Origin of the sequence: Thermus tengchongensis, from assembly GCF_021462405.1 — a bacterium.
In the GTDB taxonomy this organism is placed as follows: Bacteria; Deinococcota; Deinococci; order Deinococcales; family Thermaceae; genus Thermus; species Thermus tengchongensis.
The window spans coordinates 105,751-120,400 of sequence record NZ_JAKEDU010000007.1 but is presented as its reverse complement, the minus strand read 5'-3'; the positions used below and the strand labels follow the sequence as shown (position 1 = coordinate 120,400).

The window sequence follows — 14,650 nt, the reverse complement described above, 5'->3', positions numbered from 1 at the left end:
ACCCGTTCCTGGAAGGCCTCGAGGGCCTCCCCTCCGGGGGGATGGAAGCCTTGGAAGCGGAGGAGGGCCTCCTTGTACTGGGGTTCGAGCTCTTCCCACAGGGCACCCTCCAAAACCCCGAAGTGGATTTCCCTTAGCGCTTGGGTGGGTACAGGCTGGAGACCTGCCAGAAGCGCAGTTTGCAGGGCCCGCTTTAGGTCGGAACTGTAGGTGGGTAGAGGGGGGAGATTTCCCTTCAGGGCCCGGGCCTGGGCCTTCCCCAGGGGGGTGAGGGGGAGGTCGGTCCAGCCCAGAAGCCTCCCCTCCCGGTTCCAAAGGGTCTCCCCGTGGCGCACCAGCCAAAGCTCCATGGCCTTTTTAGTGTAGAGGCGCAAGTATCACGGGGCCTCTCCCGCCGTGCGGTCGGAGCCTTTGGGATATCCCTGGCCGAGGAGCTCTCCATAAAGCTCCACCACCTCCCCCACCACCAGTAGGGCGGGGGAGGGAAGGCCCTCTGCCAGGTCCGGGAGATCCACCAGCCGGCCTAGGCGCACCTCCTCCCCAGGCCAGCCCACCCGGGCTAGGAGGGCCAAGGGGGTCTCTGGAGGAAAGCGTTCCAGGAGCCTTTTCTTGAGGTCTGCCAGGGTGTGGAGGGGCATGAGGAGGACCAGGGTGTCCGCCTGGGGCAGGGGCAGGGTGGGGTCGTGTCCGGTGGCCACGGCAAAGCTGCGGGCCAGGCCCCTATAGGTGAGGGGAAGGCCTAGGGCGGAAAGGGCCCCTACTGCGCTAGTCACCCCCGGTACAACCTCGTAGGGGATGCCTGCTCGCCGCAGAAAGAGCACCTCCTCCCCGCCCCGGCCGAAGACCATGGGATCTCCTCCCTTGAGCCGGGCCACCGTGCGCCCCTCTCGGGCCAAGCGATGGAGCAAGTCCAGGATGGTCGCCTGCTCCGTTTGCTGGCCGTACCCCTTCTTGCCCACGGACACCAGTTTTCCTCGAGCCAGGGCCAGGACCTCGGGGTGGACCAGGTGGTCGTGGAGAACCACCTCCGCCTCCTGGAGAACCTCGAGGGCCCTCAGGGTCAGGTGCTTTGGGCCCCCGAACCCCGCTCCCACCAAGTAGACCTTGCCCAAGGGGCGGTCCACGGCGGTTGCTCACCCCCTAGGGGTAAGGGGCCTGCCCTCGGCCTTTAGGGGGCTAAGTACCCCGTCGTGGCTTGCGCCACGACGGGGGCCCCAAAGAGGCCATGAGCACGCCGCTTTGGCTTTGACCGGTGGGGCAACCTTTGCGTGCGGATGCTTAGCCTTGGGGCCCCGACTCAGACCCGATGGAACACCCATGGCTCTACGGACCTCCCCTCCTTGAGGTGCTCCCGCACAATCCTCTGCAGCCTTTCCTCGGAAACCTCCTTGTACCAAATCCCGTCGGGATAGACCACCAGGAGGGGGCCCTCCCGGCAGTAGGCGAAGCAGTGGGCCCGGGTGCGCTTCACCCTCTCCTCCCCCTCCAGGAGCCCTTCCGCTTGCAACAGCTCCCCGAGCCTTCGGAAAAGGGCCTCCGCCGCCTTCCCCTCGGGGGTGCACCGGGGCCCGGTGCAGACGAAGATGTGCCGGCGGAAAGGCTTCATCCTCGCCTCCTGGGGAAGAGCCGGTGGAGCCTCTCGTGGAGGAGGTCCAGGTCCTGGAAGAACCGCTCCAGCTCTGCTTCCAGGCTTCGAAGCCGGAGGAGGGCGCCTTCGGTGGCCAGAAGGAGGCCTCGGTGGTAGGGGTCGTCCCCGGGATCGTTGGCCTCCAAATGTGCCAAGGCCGCTTCTAGACCCCGGCGCATCCCGGGCAGGGTTTTCGCCTCCAGAAGGACCCGGAGTTCCGGGCGCCCCGCCAGGATAGGGGCCAGCTCCTGGCGCTCGTGCTCCAAATCGTGGGGTTCCTTCTCCAGTATCTCCCCCAGGGCAACCTTCAGGGCCGAGAGCTCGTGGCATGCCATTTAGATCACCTCCAAGAGCTTTGGCGCATAGATCTCGCCTCCCTCCAGATGCGCCCGCCGGAGAGGGAGGAGGTCAGGGGGGGCTAGCCCCCCGTAGACCACCCCTTCGGGGTAGGCGATGAGGACGGGTCCCCGGCCGCAACGGCCCAAGCAGGGAGTGGGGGTGAGCTGTAGGTAGCCTCTTTGACGTAGATCCATGGTAATGCTTTCCAACTCCCGCAGGAGATCTAGAGCGCCTCCTTCCCGGCAACTCTCCCCTGTGCAGAGGAGGAGGTGGGTGAAGGGGCCGTGGGGGTGGCGGCCTGGGGCGAAGAGGGCGTGGCGCAGGGCCCGGAGCCCCGCGATCTGGGCTTCCCGCCGGGGGGCGAAGCGGCCTATGGGGAAGCGGTAGCGGCAGGTGTCGCAGGGGGCGTACCCTCCCTCCAGGGCCTCCCGGTACCGGTCCGAAAGGGCCTCCACAACCCCCGGGTGGCCCATAAGGGGAGGCAGGAGTTCCACAGGAAAGCGGTGGGCCCGCGCCGCCACTCGCCCCTCCACCACCCCCCGGAAGAAGAGGTGGGGGAGGAGGAAGGCCCTCCGGGGTCGGTAGGCGGCCAGGCGGGCCAAGGCCTCGGCGGGGGTGGGCCGGGCCCGGCTGGCGTAGGCGGGGAGTACGGGGAGGCCGGCCTTTTCCTCGATGAGCCGGGCCAGGGCTGCTCCTTCCGCGTTGGCCCCTGGGTCCGTACCCCCTCGGAGGACCAGTACCGCCCCGTCTTCCCCGGTGGCACCCCGCCGCCTCAGCCTCTCCGCCCAGAGGGCCACCAGGGCGGGGTGGAGCCCCAGGGCCCGGGCCAGGAGGAAGCGGGCCCCGGGGTGTTCCCTTCGTGCTACCTCCAGGGCCAGGGGAAGGTCGGCTTTCAGGTGCCCGCCCCCTAGGAGAAGGAGGGGGAGGACCACCCCGCCTCCCTCGGCTCCAAGGTTCCTGGCGGCCTCGAGAAGGGTGGGCCGGTCGTGTTCGATGAACCCCAGGTGGACCTCTGTCCCCAGCCGCCGTGCAAGCCCCTTTTGCAGGACCCGGGCCAGGGCTTTGGCCCGGGGGTCCGGGGAGCCGTGGGCTACCAGGAGGGCCTTCACGGCAGGGCCTCCTCGGGAAGGGCCAGGGGGAGCACCCCCAAGGCCAGGGTGAGGTTGCCCCGCTTCCGCTTTTCCACCAAAAGCCTGGCCCCTTCCGCCAAAACGGCAGCTTCCGCTACCCCCCAAAGCCCCGTGTGCCGGAAAACGGCCTCTGAAGGGTTGGGGATGGGCTGAGCGTTCAGCGTTTCCCGGGAGTGGAAGGCCAGGGGAAGCCCAGCCTCCTCCGCGAAGGCCAAAAGCCCCACCTCGTCCCGCTTGAGCTCGGCGGTGGCCAGCTTGAGGAGGCTTTCCCGGGCGAAGCCCTCCTCCTCCAGGAAGCCCCAGACCTCCCGCCGGATCTCCTCCGTGGGGGTGTTCCGGTTGCATCCGATTCCCAGGACCAGGCACCGAGGATGGGCCAGGAAGGTGGGGAAGGGTAAGGGCGGGGGCCGACGGACGGTGAAGAGGACGAGCCCCTCTACCCCCAAAGGGCTTTCCTCCCAGGGCGGCGCCTCCAGGAGACGGACCATGGGGTAGCGGGCAAGGGGGCCCAGGTGGGCACAGTCGGAGTAGAAGCCCACGGGCCTCCCGTCCACCAGGAGAGCAGAGACCTCCTTCAGGGGCTTCCAGTCAGGCACCCAGGCCCCCAAGGCTTTGGCTAGGAGATCCGGGGCTGGCGCGCCCACGCTGTCGGTTCCCGTGGTGAGGACCGCTTCTCCCCCTAAGGCCGCCGCCAGGTAGCGGGCTAGGGGGTTCGCCCCTCCTAGATGCCCTGCCAAGAGGGGAACGAAGTAGCGGCCCTTGAGGTCCACCACCAACACCGCAGGGTCCACCCGTTTGTCCAGGACCAGGGGGGCGATGGCCCGGAGGACGATCCCTGCGGCCATGACGAAGATGTGCCCGTCGTGGAGGCTCCATGTGCGGCCCAAAAGGTCCCTAAGGGGCTCTTCCACGGGCACGGCGCTGGGGGCCAGGTGCCTGTACTTGGCGGCCAGGTAAAGGGTGCTTCCCGGCAAGGCTTCCGCCACCCGCTGGGCCACTTTCAGGCCGGGTAGGGTCAAGGTGTAAACCGCTACCCGTTCGGGGCGCAAGGGACCCTGCTCAGCCATTTCCCCTCCGCAAGGCCATGCCGGGAACCTCTCCCGGCAGGGCCTCCCCCGTTTCCAGGTCGTACTTGAGGGCATAGCCCCGCGGGGTGATGAAGAGGCCCTCGTAGAGGCGGCTTTGGGCATTGCCTACCACCACCGTGGTCAGCATCCCCACCTCCGCTTCCAGGAGGCCCTCCAAGGTGGTGAGGTGCACCTCCTGCCGTTCCCGGTAGGCGCTTTTCACCAGGGCGGCGGGGGTGTTGGGGGGCCGGTAGCCCAGGAGGATCTCTGCGCTGCGCCTGAGTTGCCAGGTCCGGCGCTTGGACTGGGGGTTGTAGAGGACCACCACGAAGTCCCCCATTCCCGCCGCGTGTAGGCGGCGCTCGATGAGGGGCCAGGGGGTAAGGAGGTCCGATAGGCTCAAGAGACAGGTGTCGTGGGCTAAGGGGCTCCCCAAAAGGCTGGCTACCGCATTGGCCGCGGTGACCCCGGGAACCACCTCCAGGCGCACCTCCTTCTCCCCCAGGAGGAACCGCCCAGGAAGGCCCACCCCCTCGTCTGCCCGGCGGAAGCCCCGTTCCTCTAGAAGTTCCAGTACCGGAGCGGCCATGCCGTACACCCCAGGGTCCCCCCCTGAGACCAAGGCCACCCGGCTGTGCCCCAAGGCCCTTCCCAAGGCCTCCTCTGCCCGGTCCAGTTCCTCCGTCATCCCCTTGCGCACCACCTCCTTGCCCGCCAGGAGCCCCATCCCCTCCAGGAGCCGAATGTACGTGCTGTAGCCGATGACCACCTCGGCCATAGCCAGGACCTCCCGGCCCCGGAGGGTGAGCCCTCCCAGGTTCCCGGGCCCCATGCCCACCAGGTAAAGCTCGCCCATGCCTCACCTCCTGCGGAATCGGTGCCGGAAGCCAGGGGCGTAAAGCCGGCTCCGCACCCCTCGAGCCTTCAGGGCCTCCCCCACCAGGTAGACGGTGGTGTCCCGGGGAGGAAGGGTTCCCAGGCCCGAGAGATCGCTCCAGCCCACCTCTTCACCCGCTTGCCCCACCCTGTGGCCGAAGAGGACCGGGGTGTCCTCGGGTAGACCTGCCTCCAAGAGCTCCCGGGCCAGGGTCTTGGGATGCATCCCCGAGAGGTAGAGAGCCAAGGTCAGGCCCCGCCGTGCCAGGGCCCCTGGAGACTGCCCTTCGGGTACCGGGGTGCGCACCCCAAGCCGGGCAAAGGCCACCGCTTGGGCCACCCCGGGGGCGGTGAGAGCTACTCCTGCCCGGGCAGCCAGGGCAAAAGCCGCCGTCACCCCTGGGACCACCTCCACCCTTACCCCTAGGGCCTCAAGGGCCTCCCGTTCCTCTAGGAGGGTGCCGTAGAGGCTGGGATCCCCCGAGTGGAGGCGCACCACCACCCCTCCCCTTTCCGCCTCGTAGTGAAGGCGCTCCACGATGCTCTCGAGGACCATCCCCTTGGAGTCCACGAGCTCCGCCTGGGGGGCCAGCCCCCGCAGGGTCTCCTCTGGGAACAGGCTTCCCGTGTAGAGGACGAAGCGGGCCTGGGCAAGAAGCCTTGCTCCCCGCACGGTGAGAAGCTCGGGATCCCCCGGACCACCTCCCACCACGTAAACCTTCAGCGCACCAGGAGCAGGGTCCAGTAGTCCCATCCCTCCACCTCCTCTGGGGAAAGTTGCCTTTCCCCGGGCATGGCCAGCCTCCGGAACACATGGGCCTCCCGATTGGGAAAGAGTGCGGCGATCTCCTTGGCCCGCTTGGCCTTGTAGAAGAGGAGTGTACGGAAACGGGCCAAGCCCTCAGGGTCCTCGGGGGGCTTCAATCCCGAAAGGACTGCGAACCCCTCCTCCCCCATGGCTAGGGGACGGCTCAGCCGGGCCGCAGCCAGCTGGTGGGCGCTGATCCCAGGCACCACCTCCACCCTGATCCCCTCCAGGAGGGGAAGGAGATGGAAGGGGGAGGCGTAGAGAAGGCTGTCCCCCAGGACCAGGTACCCTCCTTCCCTGTACCAGGCCAGGGCTTCCCTAATGCGCCTGGCCGCTTCCCGTCGGGCCACCTCTGCCCGTTCCCGATCCCCCCCGGTGAAGAGGGGTACCGGCAGGAGGGGCTTCCCCTGGGGGATGTGGGGCCGGGCGATGTTCAGGGCCAAGGGTTCCCGTCCCTCCTCCAGGGGGTAGAAGAGCACGGGGAGTTCCCGGAGGAGCCGGACCGCCTTGAGGGTGAGGAGCTCTGGATCCCCTGGGCCTACGCCGATTAGGTAAAGCCTCATCCTCCCTCCTTGGTCACCGCCAGCAGCAGGGTGGGGTTCTGCGCCTCCAGCCGGAAGTAGGGGCCTGTGGGCACCAAGCGGTTCGCCTGCACTTGGATGCCCTCCAGGGGAAGCCCTGTGCCCCGCAGGAAACCGTAGGCGGTGGAGAGGTTTTCCAGGGTAAGGGCGGCCACCACCAGGCGGCCTCCGGGCCTTAGGGCCAGGAGGCTTTCCTCCAGGATGCTGGGCAGTTCCCCTCCGCTGCCCCCCACGAAGACCCCGTGGGGGGCAGGCAGGCCCTTTAGGGCCCCAGGGGCCTCCCCCCGGACTAGGGTGAGGTTGTGGACCCCGAACCGGCGGGCGTTTTCCAGAATATGAGGCCAGGACTCCGGGTTCTTCTCCACCGCATAGATCCATCCCCAAGGGGCAATCCGGGCGGCCTCGAGCCCCACGCTACCCGTTCCCGCTCCGATGTCCCAAAGGATCCCGTCCGGGGGAAGGGCCAGGAGGCCCAAGGCCAGGAGCCGTACTTCCCGCTTGGTGATGAGGCCCCGCTTCGGGGTCCGCTGTTCGAACAGCTCGTCCCGGAAGAAACCGAGCCGAGGAGGAAGGGGTCCGTTGGCCTCGAGGATGAGCACATTGGGGTCCTGAAAGGCCTCCTTCGCCACCTCCTCCAGGCTCCCGAAACCCCTCACCCTCTCCCCCTCTTCCCCCAACCGCTCGGCCACGTAGGCCCGGAAGCCCCGGGCCCCCATGGCCAGGAGGGCTTCGGCCACCCGGGCTGGGGTGTTCTCCGGATCGGTGTAGACCACGCTGAGGCGGGAAAGGCTTGCCTCCAGGAGGACTCCCGCCAGGGGCCTTCCGTGCACGGAAAAAAAGCGGGCCTCGTCCCAGGGAAGCCTCAGCCGGGCAAAGGCCTCCTGGAAAGCCGTGGGGGCGGGGTATATCTCTGCCTCGGGAAACCGGGCCAGGACCTTCCGGCCCATGCCGAAGAAAAGGGGATCCCCCGAGGCCAGGAAGGCCACCCGCTTCCCCTCGGCCACCCGCTTGGCCGCCAGGTCCAAGGCGGCTTCCAAATCCCCCAGGGGCATCTTCTCCCCAGGATGCTCAGGAAAAGCCGCCAGGTGCCGCCTTCCCCCCACCAGCACCTCAGCCTCGGCCACCCTGCGGGAAGCGGCCAGGCTCAGGCCCTCCCGCCCCCGAGCCCCCAGGCCGATGAGGTAGACCCCGGCCATCCTACCCTCCCCTCAGGGTGCGGGAGGTGTCCACCCCACCGTCCGCGGCCAGGCGGATTAGGGCGTGGAGGGCAGCCACCACCAAGGTGGACCCACCCTTGCGCCCCTCCGTGACGATCCAGGGCACCGGGGCTTCCATGAGAGCCCGTTTGGCCTCGGCCACGTTCACGAACCCCACGGGCATCCCCAGGACCAGGGCGGGCCTAGCCCCCCGGCGGATGGCTTCCACCAGGGCCAGGAGGAAGGTAGGGGCGTTGCCCACCCCCACGATGGCCCCTTGCAGGAGGCCCTTCTCCTCTGCGTAGGCCACGGCGGTCTCGGCCCGGGTGCCTCCTGTGGTCTGGGCGCGGGCCACCACCTCGGGGTGGGAGAGAAGCTCCACCACCTCGTTGCCAAAGATGCGTAGCCTTTCAGGGTTGAGGCCGCAGGCAATCATGCGGGCATCCACCAGGATCCTCGCCCCTCCCTTCAGGGCCTCCAGGCCCGCCTCCACAGCTCCCGGGCGGAAGCGGGTGAGGTCCTTGTACTCGAAGTCTGCGGTGGCGTGGATCATCCGCCTAACGATGGGCCACTCCCAGGGGGAGAACCCATGGGGGCCGGCCTCCTCGTCCACAATGCGGAAGCTTTCCTCTTCGATGGCCCGCCCCTTAGGGGTGAGCTGGTGAGCGGGGTTTTGCCGTTTCCGGACAAGCTCATCCACGGTAAACCTCCCGATCGGGCCAGGCGGCGAGGCACCGCCCCTCCTCGAAGTCCGTGAGGGCCACGCTCACCAAAGGCCTGGGACCGATGTAGGCCTGCAACCGCTCCTGGGCCAGGCGTGTGAGGTTGAGGAAGAACCCATCGAGCCCCTCCTCCAGAGCAATTTCCAAAAAACGGCGAGCGGTGGCCGCGCCCTCAGCCTCCTTGAGAGCCCTGCTACCAGCCCCCGCCTCCCTTAGCAGGCGGAGGAGGAGGGGGAGGTTGACCTCGCTCCCCGCGGCGTGAGTCATGGTCTTGCCGTCGGCCATCTTGGATACTTTCCCGATCATTCCCACCACACGCACCACCTCGATCCCCACCTTCTTGGCCGCTTTGAGCACATCCCCTACGAAGTCCCCCATCTCAATGAAAGCCATCTCCGGAAGGTGGGGGAGGAGGCGCATGGCAAAGCGCTCACTCCTCCCCCCGGTGGTGGCGGCAATCTCCAGAAGCCCGTTGGCCCGGGCGACCCCCACCGCTTGGACCACGCTCATGCGGAAGGCGCTGGTGGAGTAGGGCTTTACCACCCCGGTGGTTCCCAGGACGGAAAGCCCCCCTAGGATCCCTAGCCTGGGGTTCAGGGTCTTTCGGGCCAGCTCCTCCCCTCCGGGAATGGCGATGACTACCCGCAAGGGGCGGTCCGTTACCTCCCGCACCGCCTGCCAGATCATCCGCCGGGGCACGGGGTTGATGGCAGGCTCGCCCACCGGCACCCCTAAGCCCGGTTTGGTCACCACCCCTACACCCTCCCCTCCCTCCAGGGTGTCGGCGCTGGCAAAGGTAACGTAGGCCTGGATCTCCGCCCCGTGGGTTACGTCTGGGTCGTCCCCCGCGTCCTTGATGAGCCCGGCCAGGAAGCCCTCTTTCCTCGGCTCCAGCCGGGAGACGACGAAGCGCTGCCGCCAGCCTGCGGGAAGCCAGATGTCCACCTCCCGGGGCGGTTCTCCTAGAAGGGCTAAGGCGGCTGCTTTGGCTGCTGCAGCGGCATTGGCCCCCGTGGTGAAGCCGATGCGGCTTCCCCGTTTGTCCCTAGGGGGTGGGTAAGGGTGGCTCATGCTGGGCGCAGGGCGTAAAGGCGCAGGGAAACCAGAAGGGCGAAAAGTCCTAAGCCTAGGGGAAGGCTTAGGGCCTCGAGATCCACACCCCCCACCTCGGCCAGCACCAGGCCCAAGGCTAAGGCCACCACAGCCCAGCCTAGAAAGCGGCTAGCCCGCTGGGCCTTGGAGGAGTTTTGGGCCAGGTTCTGCAGGCGGCTCGCCAGGAGGCCGTCCACCCCGTCCACTAGGAGCATGCCCAAGGTGAAAAAGAGCCCGAGCCGCAAGGGGGAGAGCTCCGCTGTCAAGGCCAGAGCGGAAAGCTGGCTGGCCGTCTCGAAGCCCAGGCCGAAGAGGAGGCCCAAAAGGAGAGGGTTGGGGATGGGGAGTCTCGCCGGAACTTCCTCCCGTGGGCGTAGGAGCCGGTAGAGGTTCACGCCCGCCACCAGGAGGAGGAGCCAAACGGAAAGGTGCAGGGCTTCTAGGTCCACCTGGGCTAGGAGAGTGGCTGCGGGAAAGGCCAAAAGGGTGACCACAGCCCCGTGCCCCAAGGCGAAGAGGACCCCGTTCCAAGGTGAGGGGCGCAGGCGGGAAACGCCGTCTATGGCCGCCAGGTGGTCAGGGTCCACCCCGTGGCGCATCCCCAAGGCCACGGCCAAGAGCTCGAGGCCGCTCATGGGGTACTCCCTTGGCAACGGGAGCAAAGGGTCCTATGCCGGGAAAATGCTGTTTCACGCATCTCCGCCTCCTTTCACCCCTGCTCGGGGGCAGGTGAGGCGCGCACCGGGGCGGGTATTCGGGCTTCCGGCCTAGTGGGCAGGTCGTGGGTTGGGCCGGTTACCGTTGCGGCACAGCGCCGGACTTTCACCGGTCTTCCCCCTTTTGCGCCCCAGGACATCCGGGTCCTAGGGCACCCCGGCCGCATGGGCCCTTGCCTGAGGGCCTGAGCCCATTGTGCTTCCGTGGGGTCTTGCTGTCAAGGGTGGCCGTCGCCTAAAGTTGGGGCGTATGAACCACGAAATCCTGCACGCAGCCCAAATGCGCTTGGAGCGCCTCACCAAGCCTCCCCGCTCCCTGGGCCGGCTGGAGGGGGTGGCCCTTAGGCTGGCCGCCCTCCAGGGAAGGGTCCAGCCGGAGCTGGGGCCCGGGGCGGTGGTGGTGGCCGCCGCCGACCACGGGGTGGTGGCGGAGGGGGTCTCCGCCTACCCCCAGGAGGTCACCCGCCAGATGGTCCTGAACTTCCTCCGGGGCGGGGCGGCCATCAACCAATTGGCGGCGGTGGCGGACTGCCGGGTCTACGTCCTGGACGTGGGGGTCAAGGGGGAGCTCCCCGACCACCCCGGGCTCCTGAGGCGCAAGGTGCGCCCCGGCACGGGAAACCTGGCCCGGGAGGCGGCCATGACCCTGGAGGAGGCGGAAAAGGCCCTGGAGGCGGGCCGGGAGGCCGCCCGTCTGGCCATCGCGGAAGGGGCCACCCTGCTGGCGGCGGGGGACATGGGCATCGGCAACACCACCGCGGCCAGCGCCCTCACCGCGGCCCTTCTGGGCCTCCCCCCGGAGAGGGTGGTGGGCCGGGGCACGGGGGTGGGGGAGGAGGGCCTAAAGCGCAAGCGGGAGGCGGTGGCGAAGGCCCTTGCCCGCCTGCGCCCGGGGATGGGACCCTTGGAGGTGGCCGCGGAGGTGGGGGGCTTGGAGCTTTTGGCCATCGCCGGGGTGTACCTGGAAGGGTACCGGGCGGGGCTTCCCCTGGTCCTGGACGGGTTTCCCGTTTCCGCGGGGGCCCTTTTGGCCTGGCGGCTGGAGCCTGGCCTAAAGGAAAACCTCTTTGCCGGGCACCTCTCCCGGGAGCCGGGGCACCGGCCCATCCTCGAGGCCCTGGGGCTGGAACCCCTCTTGGACCTGGACCTGGCCCTGGGGGAGGGGACGGGGGCGGTGCTGGCCATGCCCCTCCTCCGGGCTGCGGCCCGCATCCTGCACATGGCCACCTTTGAGGAGGCGGGGGTTTCCGACCGCCTTTAGCCCATGCGGCGGACCCTGCGCCTGGCCCTTGCCCTCCTCACCGTCTTTCCCCTGGCCCCCAAGGAGGCCCTTCCGGAGGAGTTCCGGCGGAGCACCGCCTTCTTCCCCGTGGCGGGCTACGCCCTGGGGCTTCCCCTCTCCCTCCTGGCCCTCCTCCCCCTCCCCGAGGGGCTCTTCGCCGCCTTGGCCCTGGCCCTCCTCCTGGGGCTCACGGGCTTCCTGCACCTGGACGGCCTCCTGGACGCCGCCGACGCCCTTCTCGGGGCCAGGCCCAGGGAGGAGCGGCTCCGCCTCCTCAAGGACCCCCACCTGGGGGCCTTCGCCTTCGGGGTGGGCGGGGTGTACCTCCTCCTCCTCTGGCAGGCCCTGGCCCTGGTGCGGGATCCCCTTTTCCTCCTCCTCCTTCCCGGCTTCGCCCGCTTTGCCATCCTGCCCTTCCTGAACCGCTACCCCCTCCTGCACCCGGGGATGGCGGGGCTGATCCGTGGCGGCCCGGTGCTTCCCCCCTTCCTCCTGGCCCTGCCCTTCCCCCTCCTCTACCCGGGGCCCGCCCTCCTGGCCCTCCTGGCGGCCTGGGGGGTCGCCCACCTGGCGGCGCGGAGGCTTGGGGGGGTGAACGGGGACGTGCTGGGGGCCATGATCGCCCTTTCGGAGCTGGGGGGCCTGGTAGGCTATGCCCTGTGGAGGAGCCTAAGCGGGTGAAGCCCTACGCCAAGCCGCAAGGGGAGAGGCGGGGCCTCCTTTTGGTCTACACGGGGGACGGCAAGGGCAAAAGCACCGCCGCCTTCGGCCTGGCCCTAAGGGCCCACGGCCGGGGGCTTAGGGTGCGCATCTTCCAGTTCCTCAAGCACCAGGGGGCCCGCTTCGGGGAGCACCGGGCCCTGGAGGCCTTGGGCATCCCCATTGAGGGCCTGGGGGACGGGTTTACCTGGAAGAGCCGGGACCTCGAGGCCTCCAAGGCCCTGGCCCTGGAGGGCTGGGAACGGGCCAAGGAGGCCCTCCTCTCGGGGGCGTGGGACCTGGTCGTCCTGGATGAGGCCACCTACCCCCTGCGCTACGGCTGGATATCCCTGGAGGAGTTCTTGGATACCCTGCGTAGCCGCCCCCGCCACGTGCACGTGGTGGTCACCGGGAGGGGGGCCCCTGAGCCCCTGCTGGCCCTGGCGGACACCGTCACCGAGATGCGCAAGGTGAAGCACGCCTTCGACCTGGGGGTGCCCGCCCAAAGGGGGATAGAGCATTAGAGCCTTAGGGCCCGGCCCGCCACCATGAGGTAGACCTCCTCCGCCGCCTGGGCGAAGAGGGCGTTTACCTCCCCCAAAATGTCCCGGTAGCGCCGGGCCAAGGGATGGGCGGGGACGATGCCCATGCCCACCTCGTTGGAGACGGCGATGACCCGTTTGCCGCTTCGGGGGATGGCCTCCAGGAACCGCTTGGCCTCCCATATGGGATCCAGGCTCCTTTCCAGCAGGTTGGCCACCCACAGGGTCAGGCAGTCCACCACCACCGTGGGGTGGCGGGCCTCGAGGAGGGCGCCGGCCAGGTCCACGGGCTCCTCCAGGGTCTCCCAGGTGGGGGGGCGCTCGGCCCGGTGGCGGGCGATCCTTTCCGCCATCTCGTCGTCCCTGGCCTCGGCGGTGGCGATGAGGGTGGCAAAGGGGCCGGCAAGCTCTTGGGCGCGGCGGCTTTTGCCGCTTCTCGCCCCTCCCAGGAGGAGGACGAGGCCGGGTCTAGGAGGGGGGTCTGGACTTTCCCGTCCGGGGGCCAAGGGCTGGGCCTCTTCCGCAAGCCCCAGGGCCCGGTGGAGGGGCCTCAGGTCCAGGTGCGCTTCCAGGGCGTCCGCCAGCTCCTCCAGGGCCTCCTCCAGCCCCTTGGCCTCCCGGCCAAAGAGGGCCCGTTGCACCCCGGGGTTTTCCATGAGGCCGTGGAGCCAGGTGGCCAGGAGGGGGCCCTCCTGGTGGAAGAGGGGGAGCCCCTGGCCATGGTGGATCTCGTACCCCTCCACCTCGAGGCCGTTCAGGCGGTCCCAGAAGCCCCCTAGGCCTTGGAGGAGGAGCCGCCTACGCGCCACGGTCTTGCGCCTTTCCATCCGCACCTGGAAGGGAAGGAGGCCGAGGCCTGGGAAGGTGCCCTTCCTTTCCACCCCTTCCTCGTCCAAGATAGCCTGTGACAGCATTTCCGCTCCCCCACAGACCGCCAGCGCGGGCCTGCCTTGGGCCAGGTGGTCGCGGATCAGGGGCAGGAAGTTCCTGAGCCAAGGGAGGTCCTCGGCGGGCAGGCGGCTTCCTGGAAGGATCAGGAGCCAGGCCCCCTCCGCCTCCTCCGGGGTGCGGGCCTGGACCAATTGGGCTAGCTCCCCCAAGGGCCAGAACTCGTCCAGGTTAGAGGCGTGGGGGTAGCGGAGGATGGCCACCTTTCCATGGCCCGCGGCCCGGGGCCGGTGCCGGAACCCATCCTCCTCGGGAAGCTCCAACCCCAGCATGGGTAGGGTTCCCAGGACGGGCACGCCGGTCCAGGCCTCCAGGAGCCCGTAGGCGGGCTTTAAGAGCTCCAGCTCCCCCCGGAACTTGTTGAACACAAACCCCAGAAGCCGCTGGCGGTGGTCCTGTAACAGCGCCCAGGTGCCGTAAAGGGCGGCCAGGGAGCCCCCTTGGTCCACGTCCGCCACCAGAAGGGCCTTGGCCTCTGCCCACTGGGCCACCTTCAGGTTGGGAAGGTCGGGCCAGAGGTTGCGCTCCACGGGGCTTCCCGCCCCCTCCATCACCACCAGGTCGTAGTCCCGGAGAAGCCCCTCCAGGGCCTCCCGCACCACCCCTTCCAGGTGGGGGCGCCGCTCCCTCCAGGAAAGCCGGGAGAGCTCCGGGCTCACCTGGCCCAGGAGGACCACCTGGGAGGACCGTTCCCCCATGGGCTTTAGGAGGATGGGGTTCATGCGGGGCTCGGGGGGGACGCCCGCCGCCAGGGCCTGGAGCCACTGGGCGCTGGCCATCTCCCCTCCCGCCACCACCCGGGCGTGGTTGGACATGTTCTGGGCCTTGAAGGGGGCTACCCGGAGGCCCAGGCGCTTGAAGTGGCGGAGAAGGCCTGCGGTAAGGAGGCTTTTCCCTACCCCGCTCCCCGTGCCCCAGACTGCAAGCGCCTTGGCCCTCATTGCGCTCCCGGACTCCCGTTGCCAGGGCCTGCCCTATCCCGCCCGAGGACCAAGCAAGGCTCCAAGGGCTCCCGGTCCAAGGGT

Annotated in this window: 17 protein-coding genes and 1 riboswitch; of the genes, 3 read left to right on the top strand and 14 right to left on the bottom strand. The window is 68.8% G+C overall.

Annotated elements, in window-relative coordinates; translation table 11 throughout:
• From L1087_RS09575 to L1087_RS09515, 13 genes are all read right to left on the bottom strand, one after another.
• On the bottom strand, nt 1-350 hold a 350-nt coding region (locus L1087_RS09575; protein ID WP_234558686.1), incomplete at its 3' end, for a histidine phosphatase family protein.
• Between the two features lie 27 nt (nt 351-377).
• Nucleotides 378-1,124, bottom strand: coding sequence for a uroporphyrinogen-III C-methyltransferase (gene cobA / locus L1087_RS09570; RefSeq protein WP_038042549.1), 747 nt, complete (start codon nt 1,122-1,124; stop codon nt 378-380).
• A 173-nt stretch (nt 1,125-1,297) separates the two neighbouring features.
• Complete coding sequence (locus L1087_RS09565) at nt 1,298-1,606, bottom strand: (2Fe-2S) ferredoxin domain-containing protein (RefSeq protein ID WP_234558685.1); 309 nt, start codon at nt 1,604-1,606, stop codon at nt 1,298-1,300.
• Nucleotides 1,603-1,962: a DUF3209 family protein gene (locus L1087_RS09560; protein ID WP_234558684.1), complete on the bottom strand. Its 360-nt coding sequence runs from the start codon at nt 1,960-1,962 to the stop codon at nt 1,603-1,605. The genes L1087_RS09565 and L1087_RS09560 overlap by 4 nt, the downstream gene beginning before the upstream one ends.
• Nucleotides 1,963-3,075, bottom strand: coding sequence for a CbiX/SirB N-terminal domain-containing protein (locus L1087_RS09555; RefSeq protein WP_234558683.1), 1,113 nt, complete (start codon nt 3,073-3,075; stop codon nt 1,963-1,965). It abuts the gene before it with no gap.
• Complete coding sequence (locus L1087_RS09550; RefSeq protein WP_038042542.1) at nt 3,072-4,163, bottom strand: cobalt-precorrin 5A hydrolase; 1,092 nt, start codon at nt 4,161-4,163, stop codon at nt 3,072-3,074. The genes L1087_RS09555 and L1087_RS09550 overlap by 4 nt, the downstream gene beginning before the upstream one ends.
• Entirely contained in the window at nt 4,156-5,019 is an 864-nt protein-coding gene (gene cobJ, locus L1087_RS09545) for a precorrin-3B C(17)-methyltransferase (protein ID WP_038042541.1), read from the bottom strand. The genes L1087_RS09550 and cobJ overlap by 8 nt, the downstream gene beginning before the upstream one ends.
• Before the next feature lie 3 nt (nt 5,020-5,022).
• Nucleotides 5,023-5,793: a cobalt-precorrin-4/precorrin-4 C(11)-methyltransferase gene (locus tag L1087_RS09540; RefSeq protein ID WP_234558682.1), complete on the bottom strand. Its 771-nt coding sequence runs from the start codon at nt 5,791-5,793 to the stop codon at nt 5,023-5,025.
• Nucleotides 5,760-6,410 (bottom strand): precorrin-2 C(20)-methyltransferase, encoded by a 651-nt coding sequence (locus tag L1087_RS09535; RefSeq protein WP_038042540.1) that lies wholly within the window; start codon nt 6,408-6,410, stop codon nt 5,760-5,762. The genes L1087_RS09540 and L1087_RS09535 overlap by 34 nt, the downstream gene beginning before the upstream one ends.
• Nucleotides 6,407-7,624 (bottom strand): precorrin-6y C5,15-methyltransferase (decarboxylating) subunit CbiE, encoded by a 1,218-nt coding sequence (cbiE, locus tag L1087_RS09530; RefSeq protein WP_135261085.1) that lies wholly within the window; start codon nt 7,622-7,624, stop codon nt 6,407-6,409. The genes L1087_RS09535 and cbiE overlap by 4 nt, the downstream gene beginning before the upstream one ends.
• Nucleotide 7,625: 1 nt before the next feature.
• Nucleotides 7,626-8,324, bottom strand: a complete 699-nt coding sequence (locus tag L1087_RS09525) for a precorrin-8X methylmutase (protein ID WP_038042538.1) — start codon at nt 8,322-8,324, stop codon at nt 7,626-7,628.
• Complete coding sequence (locus L1087_RS09520) at nt 8,317-9,417, bottom strand: cobalt-precorrin-5B (C(1))-methyltransferase (RefSeq protein ID WP_038042537.1); 1,101 nt, start codon at nt 9,415-9,417, stop codon at nt 8,317-8,319. The genes L1087_RS09525 and L1087_RS09520 overlap by 8 nt, the downstream gene beginning before the upstream one ends.
• A complete protein-coding gene (locus L1087_RS09515) occupies nt 9,414-10,073 on the bottom strand; it encodes a HoxN/HupN/NixA family nickel/cobalt transporter (protein WP_234558681.1) in 660 nt (219 codons plus the stop codon). Before L1087_RS09515 ends, L1087_RS09520 begins: the two co-directional genes overlap by 4 nt.
• 93 nt (nt 10,074-10,166) lie before the next feature.
• Nucleotides 10,167-10,328: riboswitch (cobalamin riboswitch) on the bottom strand.
• Between the two features lie 76 nt (nt 10,329-10,404).
• On the opposite strand from L1087_RS09515, the gene cobT reads away from it, so the two are divergent.
• The 3 genes from cobT to cobO are packed head-to-tail and all read left to right on the top strand — an operon-like array spanning nt 10,405 to nt 12,659.
• Nucleotides 10,405-11,415, top strand: a complete 1,011-nt coding sequence (cobT, locus tag L1087_RS09510; RefSeq protein ID WP_234558680.1) for a nicotinate-nucleotide--dimethylbenzimidazole phosphoribosyltransferase — start codon at nt 10,405-10,407, stop codon at nt 11,413-11,415.
• Between the two features lie 3 nt (nt 11,416-11,418).
• Complete coding sequence (locus tag L1087_RS09505; protein WP_234558679.1) at nt 11,419-12,117, top strand: adenosylcobinamide-GDP ribazoletransferase; 699 nt, start codon at nt 11,419-11,421, stop codon at nt 12,115-12,117.
• Nucleotides 12,096-12,659: a cob(I)yrinic acid a,c-diamide adenosyltransferase gene (cobO, locus tag L1087_RS09500; protein ID WP_234558677.1), complete on the top strand. Its 564-nt coding sequence runs from the start codon at nt 12,096-12,098 to the stop codon at nt 12,657-12,659. Before L1087_RS09505 ends, cobO begins: the two co-directional genes overlap by 22 nt.
• Here cobO and L1087_RS09495 read toward each other — a convergent pair.
• On the bottom strand, nt 12,656-14,566 hold the full coding sequence (locus L1087_RS09495; RefSeq protein WP_135261090.1) for a cobyric acid synthase: 1,911 nt from the start codon (nt 14,564-14,566) through the stop codon (nt 12,656-12,658). The two genes, cobO and L1087_RS09495, sit on opposite strands and share 4 nt — an antisense overlap.
• Between the last annotated feature and the right edge of the window lie 84 nt (nt 14,567-14,650).